Origin of the sequence: Streptomyces sp. NPDC006476, from assembly GCF_040612015.1 — a bacterium.
Lineage (GTDB): Bacteria > Actinomycetota > Actinomycetes > Streptomycetales > Streptomycetaceae > Streptomyces > Streptomyces griseorubiginosus_B.
This window is the reverse complement of sequence record NZ_JBEXPK010000025.1, coordinates 123,833-144,695: the sequence shown is the minus strand read 5'-3', so window position 1 is coordinate 144,695 and position 20,863 is coordinate 123,833. Positions and strand designations below refer to the sequence as shown.

At 68.4% G+C, this 20,863-nt stretch carries 23 protein-coding genes; 12 read left to right on the top strand and 11 right to left on the bottom strand.

The window, feature by feature from the left end:
- Positions 1-223: 223 nt before the first annotated feature.
- Entirely contained in the window at positions 224-1,732 is a 1,509-nt protein-coding gene (locus ABZZ74_RS27550; protein WP_356769296.1) for a glycosyltransferase 87 family protein, read from the top strand.
- An 82-nt stretch (positions 1,733-1,814) separates the two neighbouring features.
- On the opposite strand, the gene ABZZ74_RS27545 is transcribed toward ABZZ74_RS27550, so the two are convergent.
- The 3 genes from ABZZ74_RS27545 to ABZZ74_RS27535 form a co-directional block, all read right to left on the bottom strand.
- On the bottom strand, positions 1,815-2,846 hold the full coding sequence (locus ABZZ74_RS27545; RefSeq protein WP_208780357.1) for an alanine racemase: 1,032 nt from the start codon (positions 2,844-2,846) through the stop codon (positions 1,815-1,817).
- A 74-nt stretch (positions 2,847-2,920) separates the two neighbouring features.
- Positions 2,921-4,042 (bottom strand): peptidoglycan bridge formation glycyltransferase FemX, encoded by a 1,122-nt coding sequence (gene femX / locus ABZZ74_RS27540; protein WP_133048339.1) that lies wholly within the window; start codon positions 4,040-4,042, stop codon positions 2,921-2,923.
- Positions 4,043-4,221: 179 nt separating this feature from the next.
- Complete coding sequence (locus tag ABZZ74_RS27535; RefSeq protein ID WP_356769294.1) at positions 4,222-4,533, bottom strand: hypothetical protein; 312 nt, start codon at positions 4,531-4,533, stop codon at positions 4,222-4,224.
- Between the two features lie 264 nt (positions 4,534-4,797).
- Here ABZZ74_RS27535 and rpsF point away from each other — a divergent pair, with 264 nt between their 5' ends.
- From rpsF to rplI, 4 genes are all read left to right on the top strand, one after another.
- Positions 4,798-5,088, top strand: coding sequence for a 30S ribosomal protein S6 (gene rpsF / locus ABZZ74_RS27530; protein ID WP_005482942.1), 291 nt, complete (start codon positions 4,798-4,800; stop codon positions 5,086-5,088).
- Between the two features lie 78 nt (positions 5,089-5,166).
- Positions 5,167-5,751, top strand: coding sequence for a single-stranded DNA-binding protein (locus ABZZ74_RS27525; protein ID WP_356769292.1), 585 nt, complete (start codon positions 5,167-5,169; stop codon positions 5,749-5,751).
- Positions 5,752-5,808: 57 nt separating this feature from the next.
- The gene (gene rpsR / locus ABZZ74_RS27520; protein ID WP_003949403.1) at positions 5,809-6,045 is read left to right on the top strand and encodes a 30S ribosomal protein S18; all 237 of its coding nucleotides are present in this window, start codon (positions 5,809-5,811) and stop codon (positions 6,043-6,045) included.
- 18 nt (positions 6,046-6,063) lie between these two features.
- Positions 6,064-6,510, top strand: coding sequence for a 50S ribosomal protein L9 (gene rplI, locus ABZZ74_RS27515; protein ID WP_030938854.1), 447 nt, complete (start codon positions 6,064-6,066; stop codon positions 6,508-6,510).
- Positions 6,511-6,652: 142 nt separating this feature from the next.
- Here the strand turns inward: rplI and ABZZ74_RS27510 are convergent, their stop codons facing one another.
- Complete coding sequence (locus tag ABZZ74_RS27510) at positions 6,653-7,996, bottom strand: MATE family efflux transporter (RefSeq protein ID WP_356769290.1); 1,344 nt, start codon at positions 7,994-7,996, stop codon at positions 6,653-6,655.
- Between the two features lie 452 nt (positions 7,997-8,448).
- On the opposite strand from ABZZ74_RS27510, the gene dnaB reads away from it, so the two are divergent.
- On the top strand, positions 8,449-9,927 hold the full coding sequence (gene dnaB / locus ABZZ74_RS27505) for a replicative DNA helicase (RefSeq protein WP_356769288.1): 1,479 nt from the start codon (positions 8,449-8,451) through the stop codon (positions 9,925-9,927).
- 68 nt (positions 9,928-9,995) lie between these two features.
- Positions 9,996-11,381, top strand: coding sequence for a serine hydrolase domain-containing protein (locus ABZZ74_RS27500; RefSeq protein ID WP_356769286.1), 1,386 nt, complete (start codon positions 9,996-9,998; stop codon positions 11,379-11,381).
- A gap of 87 nt (positions 11,382-11,468) precedes the next feature.
- On the opposite strand, the gene ABZZ74_RS27495 is transcribed toward ABZZ74_RS27500, so the two are convergent.
- Together ABZZ74_RS27495 and ABZZ74_RS27490 are read right to left on the bottom strand one after the other, a co-directional pair.
- Positions 11,469-11,921 (bottom strand): GNAT family N-acetyltransferase, encoded by a 453-nt coding sequence (locus ABZZ74_RS27495; protein WP_356769284.1) that lies wholly within the window; start codon positions 11,919-11,921, stop codon positions 11,469-11,471.
- An 81-nt stretch (positions 11,922-12,002) separates the two neighbouring features.
- Positions 12,003-12,869, bottom strand: a complete 867-nt coding sequence (locus tag ABZZ74_RS27490; RefSeq protein WP_356769282.1) for a GNAT family N-acetyltransferase — start codon at positions 12,867-12,869, stop codon at positions 12,003-12,005.
- A 168-nt stretch (positions 12,870-13,037) separates the two neighbouring features.
- Between ABZZ74_RS27490 and ABZZ74_RS27485 the strand changes: the two genes are divergently transcribed.
- Together ABZZ74_RS27485 and ABZZ74_RS27480 are read left to right on the top strand one after the other, a co-directional pair.
- Complete coding sequence (locus tag ABZZ74_RS27485; protein ID WP_356769312.1) at positions 13,038-13,670, top strand: HAD-IB family phosphatase; 633 nt, start codon at positions 13,038-13,040, stop codon at positions 13,668-13,670.
- Positions 13,671-13,925: 255 nt separating this feature from the next.
- Positions 13,926-15,086 carry a globin domain-containing protein gene (locus ABZZ74_RS27480; protein ID WP_356769280.1) on the top strand — a complete coding sequence of 387 codons (1,161 nt, stop codon included), beginning with the start codon at positions 13,926-13,928 and terminating at the stop codon, positions 15,084-15,086.
- Positions 15,087-15,094: 8 nt separating this feature from the next.
- Here the strand turns inward: ABZZ74_RS27480 and ABZZ74_RS27475 are convergent, their stop codons facing one another.
- The 5 genes from ABZZ74_RS27475 to ABZZ74_RS27455 form a co-directional block, all read right to left on the bottom strand.
- On the bottom strand, positions 15,095-15,577 hold the full coding sequence (locus ABZZ74_RS27475; RefSeq protein ID WP_133048330.1) for an NUDIX hydrolase: 483 nt from the start codon (positions 15,575-15,577) through the stop codon (positions 15,095-15,097).
- An 88-nt stretch (positions 15,578-15,665) separates the two neighbouring features.
- Positions 15,666-16,568, bottom strand: a complete 903-nt coding sequence (locus ABZZ74_RS27470) for a LysR family transcriptional regulator (protein ID WP_356769277.1) — start codon at positions 16,566-16,568, stop codon at positions 15,666-15,668.
- Between the two features lie 241 nt (positions 16,569-16,809).
- Positions 16,810-17,955: a cystathionine gamma-lyase gene (locus ABZZ74_RS27465; RefSeq protein WP_356769275.1), complete on the bottom strand. Its 1,146-nt coding sequence runs from the start codon at positions 17,953-17,955 to the stop codon at positions 16,810-16,812.
- A complete protein-coding gene (locus ABZZ74_RS27460; RefSeq protein ID WP_356769273.1) occupies positions 17,952-18,443 on the bottom strand; it encodes a low molecular weight protein-tyrosine-phosphatase in 492 nt (163 codons plus the stop codon). Before ABZZ74_RS27460 ends, ABZZ74_RS27465 begins: the two co-directional genes overlap by 4 nt.
- Positions 18,444-18,450: 7 nt before the next feature.
- Positions 18,451-18,828, bottom strand: a complete 378-nt coding sequence (locus ABZZ74_RS27455) for a phage holin family protein (RefSeq protein ID WP_356769271.1) — start codon at positions 18,826-18,828, stop codon at positions 18,451-18,453.
- 59 nt (positions 18,829-18,887) lie between these two features.
- On the opposite strand from ABZZ74_RS27455, the gene ABZZ74_RS27450 reads away from it, so the two are divergent.
- From ABZZ74_RS27450 to ABZZ74_RS27440, 3 genes are all read left to right on the top strand, one after another.
- Positions 18,888-19,205 carry a cupin domain-containing protein gene (locus tag ABZZ74_RS27450; protein ID WP_133048325.1) on the top strand — a complete coding sequence of 106 codons (318 nt, stop codon included), beginning with the start codon at positions 18,888-18,890 and terminating at the stop codon, positions 19,203-19,205.
- Between the two features lie 184 nt (positions 19,206-19,389).
- Complete coding sequence (locus ABZZ74_RS27445; protein WP_200703064.1) at positions 19,390-19,602, top strand: DUF5326 family protein; 213 nt, start codon at positions 19,390-19,392, stop codon at positions 19,600-19,602.
- 394 nt (positions 19,603-19,996) lie between these two features.
- A complete protein-coding gene (locus ABZZ74_RS27440) occupies positions 19,997-20,797 on the top strand; it encodes an IclR family transcriptional regulator C-terminal domain-containing protein (RefSeq protein WP_356769269.1) in 801 nt (266 codons plus the stop codon).
- The last annotated feature ends 66 nt before the right edge of the window (positions 20,798-20,863 follow it).

Genomic DNA, 20,863 nt, shown 5'->3' with positions numbered 1-20,863 from the left:
TGCACACCTACAATCACCACCGCGGACACACCGCACTGAAAGGGCAACCACCCGCCAGCCGCGTCCCCAACCTCACGGGTCAGTACAGCTAGCCGTCAAAACGCCCAGCACGGGTGTTTCACGTGAAACATGTACATGTTTCACGTGAAACAAGGGCCGCCGCACCTGAGAGGGTGGGGCGGCCCTCGGCGTATTCCCAGACATGTACGGCAGGATGTGCGACATGCCCAGCGCAGAATCGACGCAAGCGAGCGTGCACGGAGCGGACCTGGTGCGGCCGACCAAGGAGGACAAGGTCGCCACGACCGGCAGCGAGCTGATCGGCGGCCCCCTCGGGCGGCGCGCCCTGCTCGGAACGTCCTGGTGGACCCCCGTCCGGGTCGTCGCGCTCGTCGCGATCGGAATGTTCGCCCTCGGAATGATCCAGAAGGCGCCCTGCTACGACAGCGCCTGGTTCTTCGGCGCCAGCTCCCAGTACACGAAGGCCTGTTACTCGGACATCCCGCATCTCTATCAGGGACGCGGATTCGCCGACGGGCTCGTGCCGTACTTCGACAAGCTTCCCGGCGACATGCCGTACCTCGAATACCCGGTGCTGACCGGTGTGTTCATGGAGGTGGCCGCCTGGCTCACGCCCGGCAGCGGCAGCATCCAGGACCAGGAACAGTGGTACTGGATGGTCAACGCCGGGATGCTCATGGTGTGCGCGGCGGTCATCGTGGTCTGCGTGGCCCGCACCCATACGCGCCGCCCCTGGGACGGTCTGCTGGTCGCTCTGGCGCCCGCCTTCGCGCTGACCGCGACCATCAACTGGGACCTCCTGGCGGTCGCTCTGACGGCCGCGGCGATGCTGATGTGGTCCCGGAGCCGCCCCGTCGCCTTCGGCGTCCTCCTGGGCCTTGCCACGGCCGCCAAGCTCTATCCCGTGTTCCTGCTGGGGCCGCTGTTTCTGCTGTGCTGGCGTGCCGGCAAATGGAAGGACTTCGGAAAAGCCCTGGGAGCCGCGGTCGTCTCCTGGCTTGTGGTGAACCTCCCCGTGATGTTCTTCGCCTGGGACGGCTGGGTGCAGTTCTACAAGTTCAGCCATGACCGCGGCGTCGACTTCGGGTCCTTCTGGCTGATCATGGCCCAGCACTCGACCAACCCGCTCTCCACCGACACGGTCAACAACCTGGCCACGTCACTGGTGGTGCTCGGCTGCATCGGCATCGCGGTGCTCACGATGACCGCTCCCCGCCGCCCGCGCTTCGCTCAGCTGGCATTCCTGATCGTCGCGGTCTTCATCGTCACCAACAAGGTCTACTCGCCGCAATACGTCCTGTGGCTCGTCCCGCTGGCGGTGCTGGCCCGGCCCAAGTGGCGGGACTTCCTGATCTGGCAGGCGTGCGAGGTCGTGTACTACCTCGGGATCTGGATGTACCTCGCGTACACGACCAGTGGGGACGCCCACAAGGGACTGCCCGAGGTCGGTTACCAGTGGGCGATCGCCGTCCACATCCTGGGGACGCTCTTCCTGTGCGCCGTCGTCGTGCGCGACATCCTCATGCCGGAACGGGACCCGGTACGCCGGTCGGGTGACGACGACCCCTCAGGGGGCGTACTCGACGGGGCGGAGGACGTCTTCGCCCTGGGAGCCGCCGCTCATCACCAACAGCACGCGACCCACTTCGACGGGCCGCAGGTGGAGTGGGGCAGTCATGACGCCACACCCCCTAGGGGCGGTTCGCTCTGAGCGAACGGGGCGCAGAAGGGCCATGCCAAAGGCCGTACACGGAGTGCTCGTGTACGGCCTTTCGGCTGCTCCGGCCTGTGGCTCAGCGATCGACGATGCGGTCGAACTGCGTGGTGGTGTGCCGCAGATGGGCCACCAACTCCTCGCCGACTTTGGGCTCGGGCGCGTCCGACGGGACGAAGAGAATGGAGACCTGCATGTGCGGCGGCTCCGCGAACCACCGCTGTTTGCCGCCCCACACGAACGGCGAAAGGTTCCGGTTCACCGTGGCGAGACCGGCCCGGGCGACGCCCTTGGCGCGCGGCATGACGCCGTGCAGCGCCTTCGGGGCCTCCAGGCCCACCCCGTGCGACGTACCGCCCGCCACGACCACCAGGAAGCCGTCCGAGGCCGCCTTCTGCTGGCGGTAGCCGAAACGGTCCCCCTTGGCCACGCGCGTGACGTCCAGGACCGCTCCGCGGTACTCGGTGGCCTCGTGGTCGCCCAGCCACAGCCGGGTACCGATACGGGCGCGGAAGCGGGTCTGCGGGAACTGCTGCTGCAGACGGTGGAGTTCCTCGGCCTTGAGGTGGCTGACGAACATCGTGTGCAGCGGCAGCCGGGCCGCGCGCAGCTGGTCCATCCAGCCGATGACCTCCTCGACGGCGTCCGAGCCGTCCGTGCGGTCCAGCGGCAGGTGGATGGCGAAGCCTTCGAGGCGCACGTTCTCTATGGCGGCGTGCAGCTGGGGGAGGTCCTGGGCGCTGATGCCGTGGCGCTTCATCGAGGACATCACCTCGATCACCACCCGGGCGCCCACGAGGCCGTACACGCCGTCGATGGACGACACCGAGCGGATGACCCGGTCCGGCAGCGGCACGGGCTCCTCGCCACGCCGGTACGGCGTCAGCACCAGCAGGTCACCACCGAAGAAGTCCTTGATGCGCGCGGCCTCGTACGTGGTGCCCACGGCGAGGACGTCCGACCCCAGCCGCGTGGCCTCCTCCGCCAGCCGCTCGTGCCCAAACCCGTAGCCGTTGCCCTTGCAGACCGGGACGAGACCCGGGAACTGCTCCTGCACGTGCTTGTGGTGCGCCCGCCAGCGCGCGGTGTCGACGTAGAGCGTGAGCGCCATGGCCGGACCTGGAACCTTTCTGGTCGCTGCGGTGTATCAGAGGTATGGGAGCTATTGAAGCGAAGAACGCGACGTCAGCGACGCGACATGTAGATGTCGAGCGCCTTGTGGAGCAGCTTGTTGAGCGGGAAGTCCCACTCACCGAGGTACTCGGCCGCCTGGCCGCCCGTGCCGACCTTGAACTGGATGAGGCCGAAGAGGTGGTCGGTCTCGTCCAGCGAGTCGGAGATGCCCCGCAGGTCGTAGACGGTCGCGCCGAGCGCGTAGGCGTCGCGCAGCATCCGCCACTGCATCGCGTTCGAGGGCCGGACCTCACGGCCGATGTTGTCGGAGGCACCGTAGGAGTACCAGACGTGGCCGCCGACGATCAGCATGGTCGCGGCCGAGAGGTTCACGCCGTTGTGGCGGGCGAAGTACAACCGCATGCGGTTGGGGTCCTCGGTGTTGAGGGCCGTCCACATGCGCTGGAAGTACGACAGCGGGCGGGGCCGGAAGTGGTCGCGCACGGCGGTGATCTCGTACAGCCGCTGCCATTCCTCGAGATCGTGGTAGCCGCCCTGGACGACCTCGACGCCGGCCTTCTCGGCCTTCTTGATGTTGCGGCGCCACAGCTGGTTGAAGTTCTTGTGGACCTCTTCCAGGGAGCGGTTGGCCAGCGGCACCTGGAAGACGTAGCGCGGCTGCACGTCACCGAAGCCGGCGCCGCCGTCCTCGCCCTGCTGCCAGCCCATGCGGCGCAGCTTGTCCGCCACCTCGAAGGCACGCGGCTCGATGAAATCGGCCTCGATGTCGCGCAGCCGCTTCACGTCCGGGTTCTGGATGCCCTGCTTGATGGAGTTCGCGTCCCAGCGCCGGATGATCACCGGCGGACCCATCTTCACCGAGAAGGCGCCCTGGTGCTTGAGGTGCGCCAGCATCGGTTCCAGCCACTCGGTCAGATTTGGCGCGAACCAGTTGATGACCGGTCCCTCGGGCAGATAGGCGAGATAGCGCTTGATCTTGGGCAGCTGGCGGTAGAGGACGAGGCCCGCGCCGACGAGTTCACCGGTCCGCTCGTCGAACCAGCCGAGGCTCTCGGAGCGCCACTCCGCCTTGACGTCCGCCCAGGCCGGGACCTGCATGTGGCTCGCCGACGGCAGGCTCTGGATGTACGCCAGATGCTGCTCGCGACTGATCGTCCTCAGGGTCAGGCTCATTCGGGGCGCTCCTCGGGCTGGTGTGTCCCCATGGGTACAGGGGCTCCGGCTCTCGCGCCGAAGCCTACTGCGCCTTGCGAGCGCCCCGGCTGGGCGTACGGTACCCGCGCCCCGGCTCATGGGCCGCCGAGGCGTTCCGCGGTGCTTTGTATCGAGTTGGGAGAACGGTGTCCCTGGCGTCAGATGACCCCGCCGAAGAGGCCGCCGTGCGCCATGCCCAGGAAGAAGCCGACTCCGGAGGCGCCGAGGCCCAGGATCAGGCCGAAGCGCTCGCGGGTCGTCTCCGAGATCCACTGTCCGTAGGCGCCGGTGAGGATGCCCACCAGGCCGGTCCAGGAGCTGAGCAGGTGCAGGTTGTGGAAGAAACCGGTCACGAACGCGATCACGCCGAGCACCAGGGTCACCGCGAGCAGCGTGTCCTGGAGCGGGTGAGGCTTGCCGTCCGTGGCGAAAAGGCCTCCGGCGGTGTTGGGTCGCAATGCCTGTGCCATGGGGCACCTCCTGCGAAAGGCGGCGCATCGTAGCGCCATACACACCCGATGTGTACAGACTGACGGTCGCCGGGGCCGGATTTCAACCGGAAGCCGGTGTGCGGGTAGTCTGTACCGTCTGCATTGGTGTCTGCCCAGGCCAGCTCGGGTAAACCGCGAGGTCACCCCCGATTGTCAGTGGCGGCCGATACCGTTGCGTACGCATCACAACCCTCCTGCCACGGAACGACCGTGGCCGCTGAGTCCAAAGGAGGTGGGTTCCACATGCGTCACTACGAGGTGATGGTCATCCTCGACCCCGATCTGGAGGAGCGCGCTGTCGCCCCCCTGATCGAGAACTTCCTCTCCGTCGTCCGTGAGGGCAACGGCAAGGTCGAGAAGGTCGACACCTGGGGCCGTCGTCGTCTCTCGTACGAGATCAAGAAGAAGCCCGAGGGCATCTACTCGGTCATCGACCTGCAGGCCGAGCCTGCGGTCGTCAAGGAGCTCGACCGCCAGATGAACCTGAACGAGTCGGTCCTCCGGACCAAGGTCCTCCGTCCCGAGACCCACTGAGCTCTCCCGCTCAGTCGGATCCCGGGATTCGAGTAGCAGCACAAGCAGCCAGCAGCAAACCCGCCGAGAGGTTCCCCCATGGCAGGCGAGACCGTCATCACGGTCGTCGGCAACCTTGTCGATGACCCCGAGCTGCGCTTCACCCCTTCCGGTGCGGCGGTCGCGAAGTTCCGTGTCGCGTCCACCCCCCGCACCTTCGACCGTCAGACGAACGAGTGGAAGGACGGCGAGAGCCTGTTCCTGACCTGCTCGGTCTGGCGTCAGGCGGCGGAGAACGTCGCCGAGTCGCTCCAGCGAGGCATGCGCGTCATCGTGCAGGGCCGGCTGAAGCAGCGGTCCTACGAGGACCGTGAGGGCGTCAAGCGCACGGTCTACGAACTGGACGTCGAGGAAGTCGGCGCCAGCCTGCGCAATGCCACGGCCAAGGTCACCAAGACCGCCGGCCGCGGTGGGCAGGGCCAGGGCGGTTACGGCGGCGGTGGCGGCCAGGGTGGCGGCGGCTGGGGCGGCGGCCCCGGTGGCGGCCAGCAGGGCGGCGGCGCTCCCGCCGACGACCCGTGGGCGACCGGCGCTCCCGCCGGTGGCAACCAGGGCGGCGGTGGCGGCTGGGGTGGAAACTCCGGCGGCGGCGGTGGCGGCTACTCGGACGAGCCCCCCTTCTAGGCCTCGGGCCGGAGGGCGGGTCGTACCCAAACTTCTTGATCACACAGGAGAAACACCATGGCGAAGCCGCCTGTGCGCAAGCCGAAGAAGAAGGTCTGCGCTTTCTGCAAGGACAAGGTCACGTACGTGGACTACAAGGACACGAACATGCTGCGGAAGTTCATTTCCGACCGCGGCAAGATCCGTGCCCGCCGCGTGACCGGCAACTGCACGCAGCACCAGCGTGACGTCGCCACGGCCGTGAAGAACAGCCGTGAGATGGCGCTGCTGCCCTACACCTCCACCGCGCGATAAGGGAAGGGTGACCGACACATGAAGATCATCCTCACCCACGAGGTCTCCGGCCTCGGTGCCGCGGGCGACGTCGTCGACGTCAAGGACGGTTACGCTCGCAACTACCTGATCCCGCGGAAGTTCGCTATCCGCTGGACCAAGGGTGGCGAGAAGGACGTCGAGCAGATCCGTCGTGCTCGCAAGATCCACGAGATCCAGACCATCGAGCAGGCCAACCAGGTGAAGGCCCAGCTCGAGGGTGTCAAGGTCCGTCTGGCCGTTCGCTCCGGCGACGCCGGTCGTCTCTTCGGTTCCGTCACCCCGGCCGACATCGCTTCCGCGATCAAGGCTTCCGGTGGCCCCGAGGTCGACAAGCGCCGCATCGAGCTGGGCGCGCCGATCAAGACGCTGGGCGCCCACGAGACGTCCGTGCGTCTGCACCCCGAGGTTGCCGCCAAGGTCAACATCGAGGTCGTCGCGGCCTGACGCCGCGCTCGGCTTGAGTAGCTGAGAGAGGGGCCGCCCCGGTCGGGCGGCCCCTCTTCGTGTTCAAGCGATGTCGCGATCGCTGAGCCAGGGCTCGCGGTGTTTCACGTGAAACGGGCAAACAGTGAGCCTGACTGGGTGCTCAACGGGTCGCGCCGGTCACCAGCCAACGTCCCGAGCGAGCACGAAGCCACAGGGTCAGCATGCGTACGGCCATCATCAACGTCATCGCTGCCCACAGGGCTGTCAGCCCGCCGCCCAGCGTGGGCACGAGGAGAGCCACCGGGGCGAAGACCGCAAGGGTGACCAGCATCGCTCCCGCCAGATAGGGGCCGTCTCCCGCGCCCATCAGCACACCGTCCAGGACGAAGACGATCCCGCAGATCGGTTGTGAGAGGGCGACGATCACCAGAGCCGGCAGAGCGGCGTCCCTGACGACAGGGTCGTTAGTGAACAGCGGCAGGAACACCGGTCGTGCGATCACGACCAACGCTCCGAGGACGATGCCCACCGCGATGCCCCACTCCACCATGCGCCGACACGCCTGACGGGCTCCCGGGGCGTCCTCGGCGCCGAGGTAGCGGCCGATGATGGCCTGTCCCGCAATGGCGATCGCGTCGAGGGCGAAGGCCAGGAGGCTCCACAGGGAGAGGATGATCTGGTGGGCCGCGATGTCCGCGTCGCCGAGCCGGGCGGCGACCGCGGTGGCGATCATCAGGATGGCCCGCAGGGAAAGGGTTCGGACCAGCAACGGCACGCCGGCTTGGGCCGAGGCCCTGATTCCGCCCAGGTCGGGGCGCAAGGAGGCGCCGTGTCGGCGGGCGCCGCGGACGACCACCGTGAGGTAGACCGCCGCCATGCCGCACTGCGCGATGACGGTTCCCCAGGCGGAGCCCGCGATGCCGAGGTCGGCGCCGTAGACGAGGCCCGCGTTGAGGGCGGCGTTGGCGACGAAGCCCGCGACGGCGACATAAAGAGGAGTCTTCGTGTTCTGCAGGCCGCGCAGCACACCGGTCGCGGCCAGGACGACGAGCATGGCCGGGATGCCGAGGGCCGAGATGCGCAGATAAGTGGAGGCGTACGGGGCGGCCGTGTCGGAGGCGCCGAAGAGGTTCACCACGGCCGGCGCGGTGGGCAGCACGGCCGCGATGACGGCGGCACCCAGAAGTAGAGCGAGCCAGATTCCGTCCATGCCCTGCCGTATGGCGGCCTGGAGGTCGCCGGCGCCGACGCGCCGGGCCACGGCTGCCGTGGTGGCGTAGGCGAGAAAGACGAAGACGCTGACCGCTGTCGTCAGCAGGGCCGAGGCGACGCCGAGTCCGGCGAGTTGGGCGGTGCCCAGATGGCCGACGATCGCGCTGTCGGCCATGACGAACAGGGGCTCGGCGACGAGTGCGCCGAAAGCCGGCACGGCCAGTGCGACGATCTCTCGGTCGTGCTGTCGCCTGGTGGCCTTGGGGGGCGCGGGAGCCTGTGTCATGAGCATCAATCTAATCGTCCACAGGTAAGTGATGTAAAGCTTTTGTGACCCTTACCTCTCGGTTCGTCATGCACTCTTTCGCGCGCAGTTCGAAGCGATCTTGGTCTGACTGGGGAAGTTTTTCTTCTGCACAGCCGGTGGACGGGAAAGGTGCAGGTCAGAAGGCGCTTCCCGGAAGGCGGCAGAGCTTGTTCACAGGCCTGTCCACCGCGTCGTGCACAGGTTTTGCGGAGTTCTCCACAGCATCCGGGCCGTCGTCCACATGGCCTGTGGATAACCAGATTGGCTGACGGTGCCCGCGGGCCTACGGTGGTCCGGCGCCCGCTCCGTTCGTCGGCTGGGAAACCCTCACAAACCCGACGCGCCACAACCGGAGTTGGGCCACTCATTTGTCAGTGCCGTGCCGTAGAACTTAGGGCATGGCTAGGTCCGCTCCGCGGACGGGAGGAGGTGGCTCGGTGAGCATTTCCGAGCCCTTGGACGATCCGTGGGCCGACAGCGGGCCCAGCGATCGTCTGCCCGCCTCCCGCCGACGTGGCGACGGAGGCCGGGGCCGTGACGAGCAGCACGACCGAGGCCGCGACAGCGGCTCGTGGGACGGCGGGGGAACGTCCTTCGAGCGCGTGCCGCCGCAGGACCTCGACGCCGAGCAGTCCGTTCTCGGCGGCATGCTCCTGTCCAAGGACGCCATCGCCGACGTCGTCGAGATCCTCAAGGGACACGACTTCTACAAGCCGGCCCACGAGACGATCTTCCAGGCCATCCTCGACGTCTACGCCAAGGGCGAGCCCGCCGACCCCATCACGATCGCCGCGGAGCTCACCAAGCGCGGTGAGATCAACAAGGTCGGCGGCGCCTCGTATCTCCACACCCTCGTCCAGACGGTGCCGACAGCGGCCAACGCCGAGTACTACGCGGAGATCGTCCACGAGCGCGCCGTGTTGCGCCGGCTGGTCGAGGCCGGGACGCGGATCACCCAGATGGGATACGCGGCCGACGACGACGTCGACGAGATCGTCAACCGGGCCCAGGCCGAGATCTACGCGGTCACCGAGCAGCGCACCAGCGAGGACTATCTGCCGCTCGGCGACATCATGGAGGGCGCGCTCGACGAGATCGAGGCGATCGGCTCCCGCAGCGGCGAGATGACGGGTGTGCCCACGGGGTTCACCGATTTCGACTCGCTCACCAACGGCCTGCATCCCGGACAGATGATCGTCATCGCCGCGCGTCCCGCCATGGGTAAGTCCACACTCGCCCTGGACTTCGCCCGGGCCGCCTCCATCAAGCACAACCTGCCGAGCGTCATCTTCTCCCTCGAGATGGGGCGCAACGAGATCGCGATGCGTCTGCTCTCCGCAGAGGCCCGGGTCGCCCTGCACCACATGCGCTCCGGCACGATGACCGACGAGGACTGGACGCGCCTGGCCCGCCGGATGCCCGATGTCTCCGCCGCACCGCTGTTCATCGACGACTCCCCGAACCTGTCGATGATGGAGATCCGTGCCAAGTGCCGCCGCCTCAAGCAGCGCAACGACATCCGCCTGGTCGTCATCGACTACCTCCAGCTGATGCAGTCGGGCGGCTCCAAGCGCGCCGAGAACCGTCAGCAAGAGGTGTCGGACATGTCCCGTAACCTCAAGCTGCTCGCCAAGGAGCTGGAGATCCCGGTGATCGCGTTGTCCCAGCTCAACCGTGGTCCCGAGCAGCGCACCGACAAGAAGCCGATGGTCTCCGACCTGCGTGAGTCCGGCTCCATCGAGCAGGACGCCGACATGGTCATCCTGCTGCACCGCGAGGACGCCTACGAGAAGGAGTCGCCGCGCGCGGGCGAGGCCGACCTGATCGTGGCCAAGCACCGTAACGGCCCGACGGCGACGATCACGGTCGCCTTCCAGGGCCACTACTCGCGCTTCGTGGACATGGCGCAGACCTGATCCGCCCGCCCGGACCTCCCGGGCAAATGAACTCGACGGCCGAGTGTCCCCCGGGATGGACTGGGGGCATGACGACTTCTCAGGAAGAGCTGCTTCCCGCTACCCGTCGGGCCCTGCTGCACCGCATCGCCGTGGCCCAGACCGAAGGGCGTGCGCCGTCGCTGGTCGCTGCGGTCGTCCGGGGCGGGCGGACGGTGTGGCACGGGGCGCGGACCTCGGTGGACGGACACGGCCCGGACGAGAACGTGCAGTACCGCATCGGCTCGATCACCAAGACGTTCACGGCTGTCCTGGTGCTGCGGCTGCGCGACGAGGGGCTCCTCGATCTGGGAGACCCCCTGGAGAAGCACCTGCCGGGCACGGGCGCGGGGGAGGCCACCATCGCCGACCTCCTCGCCCACACCGGCGGACTGGCGGCCGAGTCGCCGGGTCCGTGGTGGGAGCGCACCCCGGGATCGCTGCGCCCCGAACTCGCCGACGTCCTGGGCGAGCAGCCCCAGCTGCATCCGGTCGGTCGCCGCTTCCACTACTCCAACCCGGGCTACACCGTGCTCGGCGCGCTCATCGAGAAGCTGCGTGGAGCCCCCTGGGAGGAGGTACTGCGGCGTGAAGTGCTCGAGCCCTTGGGCCTCGACGGCACAAGCGCCTACCCGCGGGCACCCCACGCGGGTGGCTGGGCGGTGCACCCCTGGGCGGACGTCCTGTTGCCCGAACCCGGCGAGAACCTCGGACGGATGGCCCCAGCGGGCCAACTCTGGTCAACCACAGCCGACTTGGCACGGTTCGCTGTGTTCCTGGCGCAGGGGGACGAGCGGGTCCTGAGCGCCGAGACGGTGCGGGAGATGCGGACACCCGCGGCGCCTATGGAGGCGGCGGACGTGGCTGACGGAACCTCGTGCGGGCTCGGGCTGCAGATCCAGCACCGGCACGGCCGGCTGCTCATCGGGCACTCCGGTTCACTGCCCGGCTTTCTCGCGAACCTGACCGTCAGCATCGACGACGATGTCGCGTCGGTGGTGCTGGCCAACTGCACCTCCGGTCCGCCGCTGTCCACTGTCGGCGCCGATCTCGTGCGTATCGTCGCCGAGGCCGAGCCGCGCATCCCGGAGCCGTGGCGTCCTCTGCCCGAAGTCGACGCAGGCGTACTGGAGTTGGTCGGGCCCTGGTACTGGGGGACGTATGCGTTCGCGCTGCGACTCACGTCCGACGGGAGTGTGGCGCTGGAGCCGTTGTCCGGCTCGGGCCGCCGTTCGCGGTTCCGGGCGAACGGTGACGGCACCTGGACCGGACTTGAGGGCTACTACGCCGGAGAGCTCCTGAGGGCCGTACGACGGCCCGACGGGACCGTGAGCCATCTGGACCTCGGGTCGTTCGTGTTCACGCGTCAGCCGTACGACGAGGAGGCTCCTGTGCCGGGTGGGGTGGACCCCGACGGGTGGCGGGGGATCGGTTGAGCACCGAAGCATCCGCGGGCGTCCTGTTTCACGTGAAACAGGACGCTTACCGATCCTTCGCTCAGCCGGAGCTGAGGCCCGCCTGGTTCAGAGCTGGAGCTTGAAGCCCACATGTGAGGCGGTGAAGCCGAGCCGCTCGTAGAAGCGGTGAGCGTCGGGCCGAGTCCTGTCGGAGGTCAGCTGGACCAACTGGCAGCCCTGGCGCCGGGATTCGTCGATCGCCCACTCGATGAGCTGCGTTCCCAGGCCACTGCCTCGTTCATCGGCATGGACACGGACGGCTTCGATGATCGACCGGATGGAACCCCGGCGTGACAGGCCGGGAATGATCGTGAGCTGAAGCGTGCCGATCACCCGGCACTCGCGAAGGGCGACGACCAGGTGCTGGTTCGGGTCCGCCGCCAGGCGCTCCCATGCGGTCAGATAGGGGGCGAGGTCCTGCGGAGTCTCGCGCTGGGCGCCGAGGGGGTCGTCGGCGAGCATCGCTACGATCGCCGGCACATCGGCGGCCGTCGCGGCCCGTATCTCAAGATCTCCCATGACTGGCACCCTACGTGGGCCGTCCAGACCAGCGGACAGCCCGGGATGCGGACGTCCGGGCCTGGAAGCAGCGTGGGACGCTCAGCCCGCCGCCACGGTGACCGGTGCGAAGCGCCGCGTCCAGTCGCCGGGCAGGTCCGGGACTCCGTAGGTCATGACCGAGTTGAAGGCGATGGATGCGAGCCCCCGCTCCTTCGCCCAGGCCAGCAGTTCTTCATGGCGTACGTCGATGTCGGTGCGCAGGGGCCGGTCGGTGTGGGCGGCGAGAGAGGCGAGGAGCGCCTTCGCCGTCTCGGTGTCCCGGGCGATCAGCGGACCGATGACATGGGTGTCCATGTTGGGCCAGGCCGCCGCGTAGCCGACGATCCGACCGTCCTCCTCGGCGACGCACAGCCGGTCGGCGAAGGCGGGCAGCCTGGTCACGATGTGAGTGCGATCGGTCCCGAACACCTCCTCGTCGAGCCGGAGGATGGCGCCGAGGTCCTCGGCGGTTGCTGCCCGTGTCGCGGCCTGGGGAGCCGGCCCACCAGGGGTGAAGTGTCCGCGCAGCATCTCGGCTCGGCCGGTGACCTTGAAGCCGAGTTCCTCATAGAGCGGCCGTCCGTACGGAGTCGCGTGCAGCGTCAGCGGGGTGCTACCCATCTCCGAGACCACGTGCCGCATCAGGCGGCGCCCGATGCCCTTGCGGGCGTGCCGTTCGGCGACCAGCACCATGCCGATGGCCGCGAGATCGGGGCGGTCCCGCAGTCCGTACTCGGTGACGACACAGGCGCTGACCAGACCGCCCTCCGGGTCGTCGATGCCGAATCCCTTCCCCGCCGTGAGGAGGAAGCTCCATTTGTGCTCCTCGCGTGGCCACCCCCGATCCTCGGACAGGTCCGCGCAGGCACCCAGGTCGCGCAAGCTCAGACGGCGGATGGAAAGGTCGGCAAGAGAAGGAGTCGGCACGCAGGTCAGGCTGTCCGACGGGTGTACTCGCCGTCCACCTCTTTCCGGTGAGAAACAAGGGCTTTTGGCCATGTCATGGGCAAGCGCACAGCCTGTTGCCGTTGCCCGATGTTTCACGTGAAACACAGGCCAACGGCAGCCGTACAGGCGCCGGTTAATCTCGGTGCCATGGCGAGACTTCATCTCTTCGACCTCGACGGCACGTTGCTGCGCGGTACCTCGTCGCCTGTCGAGATCTCACGGCAGTTGGGGCTGGAAGCCGAGACGATCGCGCTCGACGAGGCGATCTCGGCAGGGCTGATGGACCCTCCCGAATATGCAGCCCGCGTCCACGCCCTGTGGGCGGATCTCACGGACACTCATGTCACGGCCGCTTTCGATGGAGCGCCGTGGCTGGATCGCATCCGCGAGGTCTGGGCGGAGATCAGGGACCGGGGCGACTACTGCGCCGTGGTGTCGCTCTCACCCTCCTTCTTCGTGGAGAAGCTCATCGGCTGGGGGGCGCACGCGGCCTATGGGTCGCGTTTTCCGGCCGTGCCGTTCACCGAGCCCGTGGATCCGACCGGAGTTCTGAGTGCGGCGGCGAAAGTCGAGATCGCCGCTCGCTTGTGCGAGGAGTTCGGGGTGAGGGCGGCCGACTGCGTGGCCTACGGCGACTCACTCTCGGACCGGGATCTGTTCGCTGTGGTGCCGGTCTCCGTCGCGGTCAATGCGGACCGTCATCTGTCCGGTATCGCCACACACTCGTACATGGGCGGAGATCTGTGGGAAGCATATGAATTGGTTCGCCGGGCCCGGTAACCGAAGAAATCGGTGCTTCGCTGGACGGGACTCGGTCACGCGACGCGGTGAGGGCAAGGCAGCCTAACGGGACGGAGAGATCGACGACCCACGTTTCCGGTTACCCGGTCGCGGCATCCGTAGGGGGCGGGATGCTGCGGCGAGAGTGCTGCCGCTGAACGAAACAGGAAAGCAGGCCGTCCGCAGGGGAAGCAGGCCACTTCTTATCGGGGAAGTGCGCAGACCGACTGAACATTGTTCGAGGCGAGGCACACCATGGACGCTCCGACGCCCGCGTCGGCCGACAATGGTCCTTCCGGCGGCGGGATCTCCGCCGCTCTGATCCGTCGGACGATGGCCGAGGTCACTCCCATCGCCGACAAGGTCACCTCGTACTTCTACGCGCTGCTCTTCGTGCGCCACCCCGAACTGCGCTCGCTGTTCCCGGCGGCGATGGACACCCAGCGGGACAGGTTGCTCAGAGCCCTGCTGACCGCGGCCGAGCACATCGACAACGCAGAGGTTCTCGTCCCCTACCTGCAGAACCTCGGCCGCGGTCATCGCAAGTACGGCACCCGCCCCGAGTACTACCCGGCCGTCGGGGAGTGCCTCATCGGCGCGCTGGGCACGTACGCCTCCCGCATCTGGGACGCGGAGACGGAAACGGCCTGGGTGCGGGCGTACACGACGATCTCGCAGGTCATGATCGACGCCTCGGCCGCGGATCAACTCGTCGCCCCCGCCTGGTGGAACGGCGAGATCGTCGCGCACGACCTCAGGACGCCGGACGTCGCCGTGGTCACCGTCCGCCCCGACCAGCCCTACCCCTTCGTCGCCGGCCAGTACGCGAGTGTGGAAACGCCGTGGTGGCCGCGGATCTGGCGGCACTACTCCTTCGCTTCGGCACCTCGCTCGGACGGCCTGCTGACCTTCCATGTGAAGGCCGTTCCCGCGGGCTGGGTCTCCAACGCCCTGGTGCACCGCGCCCGTCCCGGCGATGTCGTCCGGCTCGGGCCGCCGGCCGGTTCAATGACCGTCGACCACACCACCGACAACGGTCTGCTCTGCCTGGGCGGAGGGACCGGCATAGCGCCCATCAAGGCACTCGTCGAGGACGTCGCAGAGCACGGCCATCGACGGCCGGTCGAGGTGTTCTACGGCGCCCGCACCGACCTGGACCTCTACGACATCGACACGATGCTCCGGCTCCAGCAGTCCCACCCCTGGCTCTCGGTCCGCGCGATCGTGGACCGACAGGCGCACTCCCACCTTCCGGACGCCGTACGTTCCTATGGCCCGTGGAACCGGTACGACGCGTATCTCTCGGGGCCGCCCGGCATGATCCGCAGCGGGGTGGACGTCCTCAGGAGGCTCGGCGTCCCGTCGGAGCGGATACGGCACGACTCGGTGGAGGAACTCGTCGCCGTGGGGGTCTGATCCCGGTCTCAGCCCAGGTCCGGGGCGTGCATGGCCCGTACGCCCTCGATGTTGCCGTCGAGGTAGTGCCTCAAGGACAGCGGGACGAGATGGACGGAGGCGATCCCGACACGGGTGAACGGCACCCGCACGATCTCGTACTCTCCCGCCGGCTCATCCACCTCGGGGCCGTGCCGCTGGGACGTGTCCATGGACTCCAGGCGGCACACGAAGAAGTGCTGCACCTTCACGCCGGTCGCGCCACCGTCCTCGCCGATGTGCTCGACGGTGTCGACGAAGCAGGGCACCACGTCGGTGATCTTGGCGCCGAGTTCCTCGTGCACCTCGCGGTGCAGGGCGTCGACGACGGTCGTGTCCCCGGGCTCGACCCCGCCACCGGGAGTGACCCAGTAGGGATCGACACCGGGCTTGGTGCGCTTGATCAGGATCAGGTCGTCGCCGTCGAGCAGGACGGCACGGGCGGTGCGCTTGACCACGGGTCGGACGGTCATGGGGGGAATGTGGCCCGGATGGTTCCACGTGAAACATCGCAGCACGTCACTGGCCGAGCTCATCCCGTGACCGCGGCAAAAGCCCTGGTCAGCACCATTCGGAAGCGGCTTGGAGCAGCCATTCGTGCGCCCGCGCGATATGCGGCATCGCGAGGGTGCCGGTACGAACCACCAGGAAGTACGTCCGCAGGGGCGGCACCGCGGGTTCGTGGAGGGCGACGACGTCCCCGCGTTCGAGGGCGGCCGTGCACAGATAGCGGGGCAGCACCGCGAGCCCGGCGCCGGCGACGGCACAGGCGAGGACCGCACGCAGGTCGGGGACGATGACCGTGCCCGGGGAGGCGGGACGGGAGTCGAAGACGGAGGCCCAGTAACGGGAGACGAAGGGCAGGGACTCGTGCACTTCGATCACCGGGACGTCCTCCAGGGCGGGCGCCACCTTCCCGCGCGATCCGGGACCGATCTGTTCGGCCCGGGCCGGGGAGGCGACCAGGACGTGCTCCTCGTCGCAGAGCGGAGTCGCCGTGAGGAGCGCGCCGCGCGGACGGGCCGTACTGATGGCCAGATCGTGATGGCCCGCGGCGAGTCCTTCCAGGGTTTCCTCGGCGTTCCCGAAGGAGGCGCGCAGTGCGAAGCCCTGCCCGTCCTCGCCGGTCAGCTCCGTGAGGGCGGGCAGGGCGCGCTCGGCGGTGAATTCGGGGGGACCGGCGAGATGCAGGGTCCGTAAGGAGGACTCGTCGTCGAGGCCCGTCTCGGTGATCTCCACCAGGGCGTCCAGATGCGGGGCGGCCTTGTGCGCGAGTTCGTCTCCGATGGTCGTCGGGGTCACCCCGCGGGCCTGGCGCAGAAACAGGGGGCGGCCCAACTGGCGTTCCAGCGTGCGGATCTGCGTGGTCACGGCCGGCTGCGACAGGCCGAGCAGGGCGGCGGCGCGAGTGAAGGAACCGGCCCGGTGCACGGTCACGAAAGTGCGCAGCAAGGCCAGATCCATGGTTCGCCCTCCCCTGTTCCCTGCCCTTCTCCCGGCCCCAGGCAGGGCCTAACTATAAATAAGTCGATAGGTCTCTGTCGCTACTGTGATTGGACACTGACAGAGAGTCAACTAGCCTTGGTCGCGCGGTTCTTCGCGCGCGGAACCGAGGACGGTCCGAGCCACGAGGGGGGAGGCTCGGACCGTCCGTCACGCCTGGCCGGACTGCGGCGGGGCACCCGTAAAGCGGGCTCCGACGTGGTCATTCGGACGACTCGTCCAGGGCGCGGAGCACATCCGCCACCAGGTCCTCGGGATCCTCGGCGCCGACCGAGAACCGGATGAAGCCCTCCGGCACCGGGTCTCCGCCCCAGCGTCCGCGCCGCTCGGCCGTGGACCGCACGCTGCCGAAGCTCGTCGCGTCGTCCACCAGCCGCAGCGCCTCGAGAAAACGCTCGGCACGCGCACGCGTGGGCAGAGTGAAGGACACGACGCTGCCGTAGCGGCGCATCTGCTGTGCGGCGACCTTGTGCGCGGGGTCGTCGGGCAGACCGGGATAGCGCAGCCCGGTCACCTCGGGCCGCTCCCGCAGGGCCTCGGCGACCGTCAGGGCCGTGGCGCACTGCCGGTCGACGCGCAACTGGAGCGTGGCGATCGAACGGTGTGCGAGCCAGGCCTCCATGGGGCCCGGGATCGCGCCGACGATCTTCCGCCAGCGGCGCACGGCTGCCATGGCCTCGGCGTCGCGCCCGACGACGTAACCGAGCAGGACGTCCCCGTGCCCGGTCAGCTGCTTGGTGCCGCTGGCCACGGCGAAGTCGGCCCCGAGCTCCAGGGGCCGCTGACCCAGGGGCGTGGCGAGCGTGTTGTCCACGGCCACCAGCGCGCCCTGTGCGTGCGCCGCGTCGGTGAGGCGGCGGATGTCGCACACGTCGAGGCCGGGGTTGGAGGGTGTCTCCAGCCACAGCAGCTTCGCCCCCTCGAGGACGGCGAGCTGGGCGTCCCCGCCGGTCGGCGCCGTGCGCACCTCGATGGCGTAGGCCTCCAGCTGGGCGCGGACCAGGGGCAGCATCTGGTAGCCGTCGTCGGGCAGGACGACGACATCGCCCGCGTCCACCTGGGAGAACAGCACGGCCGCGGCGGCGGCCACGCCCGACGCGAAGGTCAGCGTCTGGACGTTCTCCTGCCCCGGTGCCTCCAGCTCGCCGATGGCACGTTCCAGCAGGTTCCAGGTGGGGTTCTCGTCGCGGCCGTAGGTGTACGGGCCGCTCACGTCGCCCGGGAGGTGGAAGTGGGCGGCGAACACGGGCCCGGGCAGGGTCGGTTCGTTCTTGACCGGCTCGGGCAGTCCCGCCCGCACCGCCCGCGTGCCGTCACCGTCGCCCACGGGCGTACCCGAATCGTTCATGCCGCTCGTCCCTCCACCTGCTCGCGCACCGCGGCGAGCAGACCCTCGCTCGCCGCCTCCACCATCTCAAGGCACTCCTCGAAGCCGTCCAGGTCCCCGTAGTACGGGTCCGGCACGTCGAGGTCGTCGCCCGCTGCGGCGTCGTAGGAGCGCAGCAACCGGACCTTGGCCGCGTCCTCCTGGGTGGGCGCGAGGCGGCGCAGGGCCCTGAGGTGGCCGCTGTCGAGGGCGATGACGAGGTCGATGCGGGAGAACCAGGACGGCTGGAACTGACGGGCCGTGTGGGCGCCGTCGTAGCCGGCCTCCTCCAGTACGGCGACGGTGCGTGGGTCGGCACCGTCGCCCTCGTGCCAGCCCCCCGTGCCGGCGCTGTCGACCTGGACCAGGTCGCCGAGACCGGCGTCCCGCACGCGGGCGCGGAAGACCGACTCGGCCATCGGGGAACGGCAGATGTTGCCCGTGCAGACGAAGCAGACGCGATAACTCATCGCTCGGTCAGTCCTCGTCGGGCAGGACGACGTGCAGCGCCCACGAGACGATCGAGATGATCAACCCGCCCAGGACCGCGGTCCAGAACCCCTCGACGTGGAAGCTCAGGTGGAGCTTTCCGGCCAGCCACGAGGTGAGCAGCAGCATCAGGGCGTTGACGACGAGTACGAACAGGCCGAGCGTCAGGATGACGAAGGGGAGGGACAGCAGCTTCACAATGGGCTTGATCAGGAAGTTCACCAGGCCGAAGATCAGCGCTACGCCGATCAGGGTGCCGACCTTCTTGCCCGTGCTGTCACCGGTCAGAGTGATCTTGTCGAGCAGCCAGACGGCGACCGCCAGGGCACCCGCGTTGGCGATCGTCTTGACTACGAAATTCTTCATGTGTCTGATCGTGGCAGACGAGATCGACCATGAGCAGAGGGACGAGGGCGGCAAGAGAGATGAAGGCATTCCGACTGGACGAACTGGAGGCGGAGCGCGCCTCCAACGACGGCGCCTACCTGCAGTTTCTGCGGGAGCGGAACATGTCGGTCGGGCTGTACGCGCTCAATGCCGGCGAACATGATCCACAAAAGCCGCACAACCAGGACGAGGTCTACTTCGTCGTGAGCGGCCGTGCCTCGATCACCGTCGGTCTGGAGACCACTCAGGTGGCGCGCGGCAGCGTGGTGTACGTGCCGGCCGGCGTCGCCCACAAGTTCCACCACATCAGCGAGGACCTGAGGGTGCTCGTGGTGTTCTCTCCGCCGGAGAGCTGAGCCGCGGCCTCAGGGTTCCCTAGGGGTTCGATCAGGGGAGGACAAGGGATGCGAGGCCCCCGCCGGGACCCCCGCCGGCCCTAGCATCGAGGGCAGGACAAGAGAAGGATCCGGCCTCGTAGGACCGGGTCGTCGACGGGACCCGGCAGCAGCAGCGGCGGGCGGAGAGGACAGGACGAGAGCAATGGGAGAGATCTTTTCGGGACTGCCGTGGTGGGTGAAGTGGATCGCGGTGCCGGTCATCGCCCTGGTCGTGTTCGGCGGGCTGATTGCCACCGTCGTCGGCTTCGTCATCGGACTGCTCTTCAAGGCGCTGGTCTTCGTGGCGCTGGTCGGTGGACTGATCTACGTCGTACGGAAGTTCACCTCGAGCTCCTCGTCGCGCAGCGACTGGTGAGCACCCCGGGGCACCGGTGAGGTAACAGGAATCACCGGTTCCCTCGGGCGGGGGAAGTTTCCCGGACGGGCGTCCCTGTGCGGTGGGGGGCGATTAGAGTCCGGAATCCGACGCGGGCAAGACCCCGCGGGCGGCGCACACCCCCTCCCGTGTCTCCCCGCACGGGCTGCCCCTCTCGCGCTTCGGGAGTGACCCCTTGGCCACGGTAGACACCGCAGTCACAGCCCCCCACGCACCCCCCACCTCGCCCCAGACGGCCGTCTCCCCGCCGGGTCGCCTCAGGCCCCCCGAACAGCCGGGCCCCTCCGCCCAGAAGCGCGCGACGGCCGCCCCGGCATCGACGGTGTCTGCGTCGACGGCCACCTCGCGGCCACGGTCCCGGACGCCGGAGCGGGTGCCATCCCCGTCGGGGGGGTGCCTACCGCCACCCCCCACCACGCCACCCCAGCAATCGACCCTGATCGGCTCCGTCCAGCGCGCGATGCGCCTGCTGGAATGCGTCGCCGGTCACGAGCACGGAGCCCCCGCCAAACAACTGGCCCGCGAGACCGGTCTGGCGCTGCCCACGGCGTACCACCTGCTGCGCACGCTGGTGTACGAGGGCTATCTGCGCCGGGACAAGGGGTTGTTCTTCCTCGGCGACGCGGCCGAGCGGCTGGGCAGCAGCGGAGCACAGGAGAAACGTCGCAGCACCATGGTCGACGCGCTCGCCAGCTGGCGGGACGCGATCGGGGTGCCGGTGTACTACGCCGTCTACCGGGACGGCGAGATCGAGGTCATGTGCGTATCCGACACCCCGGGCAACCCGGCGGTAGAGGAGTGGGCCGACTTCCGTGAGACGGGGCACGCGCACGCGATCGGACAGTGCCTGCTGTCCCAGCTGGACGAGGAGGCGCGGCGCGATCATCTCGACCGCTATCCCGTGCAGGCCATCACGCCGTACACGGTGCGTGACAGTCACACCTTGATGCGGCGGCTCGAGCGGACACGTCGGATGGAGCCGGTCACCGAGCGACAGGAGTACGCGCTGGGGACGGTGTGCGCGGCGGTCCCGATCACCATCGGTACGACAGCTGCGACGATGGCCATCTCACTGCCCGCGCATCAGGCCGACCGTCTGCCGGCGGCGGCGCGGCAACTGCAGAACGAGATCGGGCGCCTGCTGGGGTCGCTGGCGCTCTCTATCAGTATCTGAAAACTCACTCCTTGTGATCTGTCGCTCACTTTCAGCAAGATGCCTGCAGTGTCAGGGGATGATTCC

Excerpts from the sequence above, each read along its gene's own strand:
- ABZZ74_RS27550 (WP_356769296.1), top strand. The coding sequence starts at position 224 with ATGCCCAGCGCAGAATCGACGCAAGCGAGCGTGCACGGAGCGGACCTG.
- ABZZ74_RS27545 (WP_208780357.1), bottom strand. The coding sequence starts at position 2,846 with ATGGCGCTCACGCTCTACGTCGACACCGCGCGCTGGCGGGCGCACCAC.
- femX (WP_133048339.1), bottom strand. The coding sequence starts at position 4,042 with ATGAGCCTGACCCTGAGGACGATCAGTCGCGAGCAGCATCTGGCGTAC.
- ABZZ74_RS27535 (WP_356769294.1), bottom strand. The coding sequence starts at position 4,533 with ATGGCACAGGCATTGCGACCCAACACCGCCGGAGGCCTTTTCGCCACG.
- rpsF (WP_005482942.1), top strand. The coding sequence starts at position 4,798 with ATGCGTCACTACGAGGTGATGGTCATCCTCGACCCCGATCTGGAGGAG.
- ABZZ74_RS27525 (WP_356769292.1), top strand. The coding sequence starts at position 5,167 with ATGGCAGGCGAGACCGTCATCACGGTCGTCGGCAACCTTGTCGATGAC.
- rpsR (WP_003949403.1), top strand. The coding sequence starts at position 5,809 with ATGGCGAAGCCGCCTGTGCGCAAGCCGAAGAAGAAGGTCTGCGCTTTC.
- rplI (WP_030938854.1), top strand. The coding sequence starts at position 6,064 with ATGAAGATCATCCTCACCCACGAGGTCTCCGGCCTCGGTGCCGCGGGC.
- ABZZ74_RS27510 (WP_356769290.1), bottom strand. The coding sequence starts at position 7,996 with ATGCTCATGACACAGGCTCCCGCGCCCCCCAAGGCCACCAGGCGACAG.
- ABZZ74_RS27500 (WP_356769286.1), top strand. The coding sequence starts at position 9,996 with ATGACGACTTCTCAGGAAGAGCTGCTTCCCGCTACCCGTCGGGCCCTG.
- ABZZ74_RS27495 (WP_356769284.1), bottom strand. The coding sequence starts at position 11,921 with ATGGGAGATCTTGAGATACGGGCCGCGACGGCCGCCGATGTGCCGGCG.
- ABZZ74_RS27485 (WP_356769312.1), top strand. The coding sequence starts at position 13,038 with ATGGCGAGACTTCATCTCTTCGACCTCGACGGCACGTTGCTGCGCGGT.
- ABZZ74_RS27480 (WP_356769280.1), top strand. The coding sequence starts at position 13,926 with ATGGACGCTCCGACGCCCGCGTCGGCCGACAATGGTCCTTCCGGCGGC.
- ABZZ74_RS27475 (WP_133048330.1), bottom strand. The coding sequence starts at position 15,577 with ATGACCGTCCGACCCGTGGTCAAGCGCACCGCCCGTGCCGTCCTGCTC.
- ABZZ74_RS27470 (WP_356769277.1), bottom strand. The coding sequence starts at position 16,568 with ATGGATCTGGCCTTGCTGCGCACTTTCGTGACCGTGCACCGGGCCGGT.
- ABZZ74_RS27465 (WP_356769275.1), bottom strand. The coding sequence starts at position 17,955 with ATGAACGATTCGGGTACGCCCGTGGGCGACGGTGACGGCACGCGGGCG.
- ABZZ74_RS27460 (WP_356769273.1), bottom strand. The coding sequence starts at position 18,443 with ATGAGTTATCGCGTCTGCTTCGTCTGCACGGGCAACATCTGCCGTTCC.
- ABZZ74_RS27455 (WP_356769271.1), bottom strand. The coding sequence starts at position 18,828 with ATGAAGAATTTCGTAGTCAAGACGATCGCCAACGCGGGTGCCCTGGCG.
- ABZZ74_RS27450 (WP_133048325.1), top strand. The coding sequence starts at position 18,888 with ATGAAGGCATTCCGACTGGACGAACTGGAGGCGGAGCGCGCCTCCAAC.
- ABZZ74_RS27445 (WP_200703064.1), top strand. The coding sequence starts at position 19,390 with ATGGGAGAGATCTTTTCGGGACTGCCGTGGTGGGTGAAGTGGATCGCG.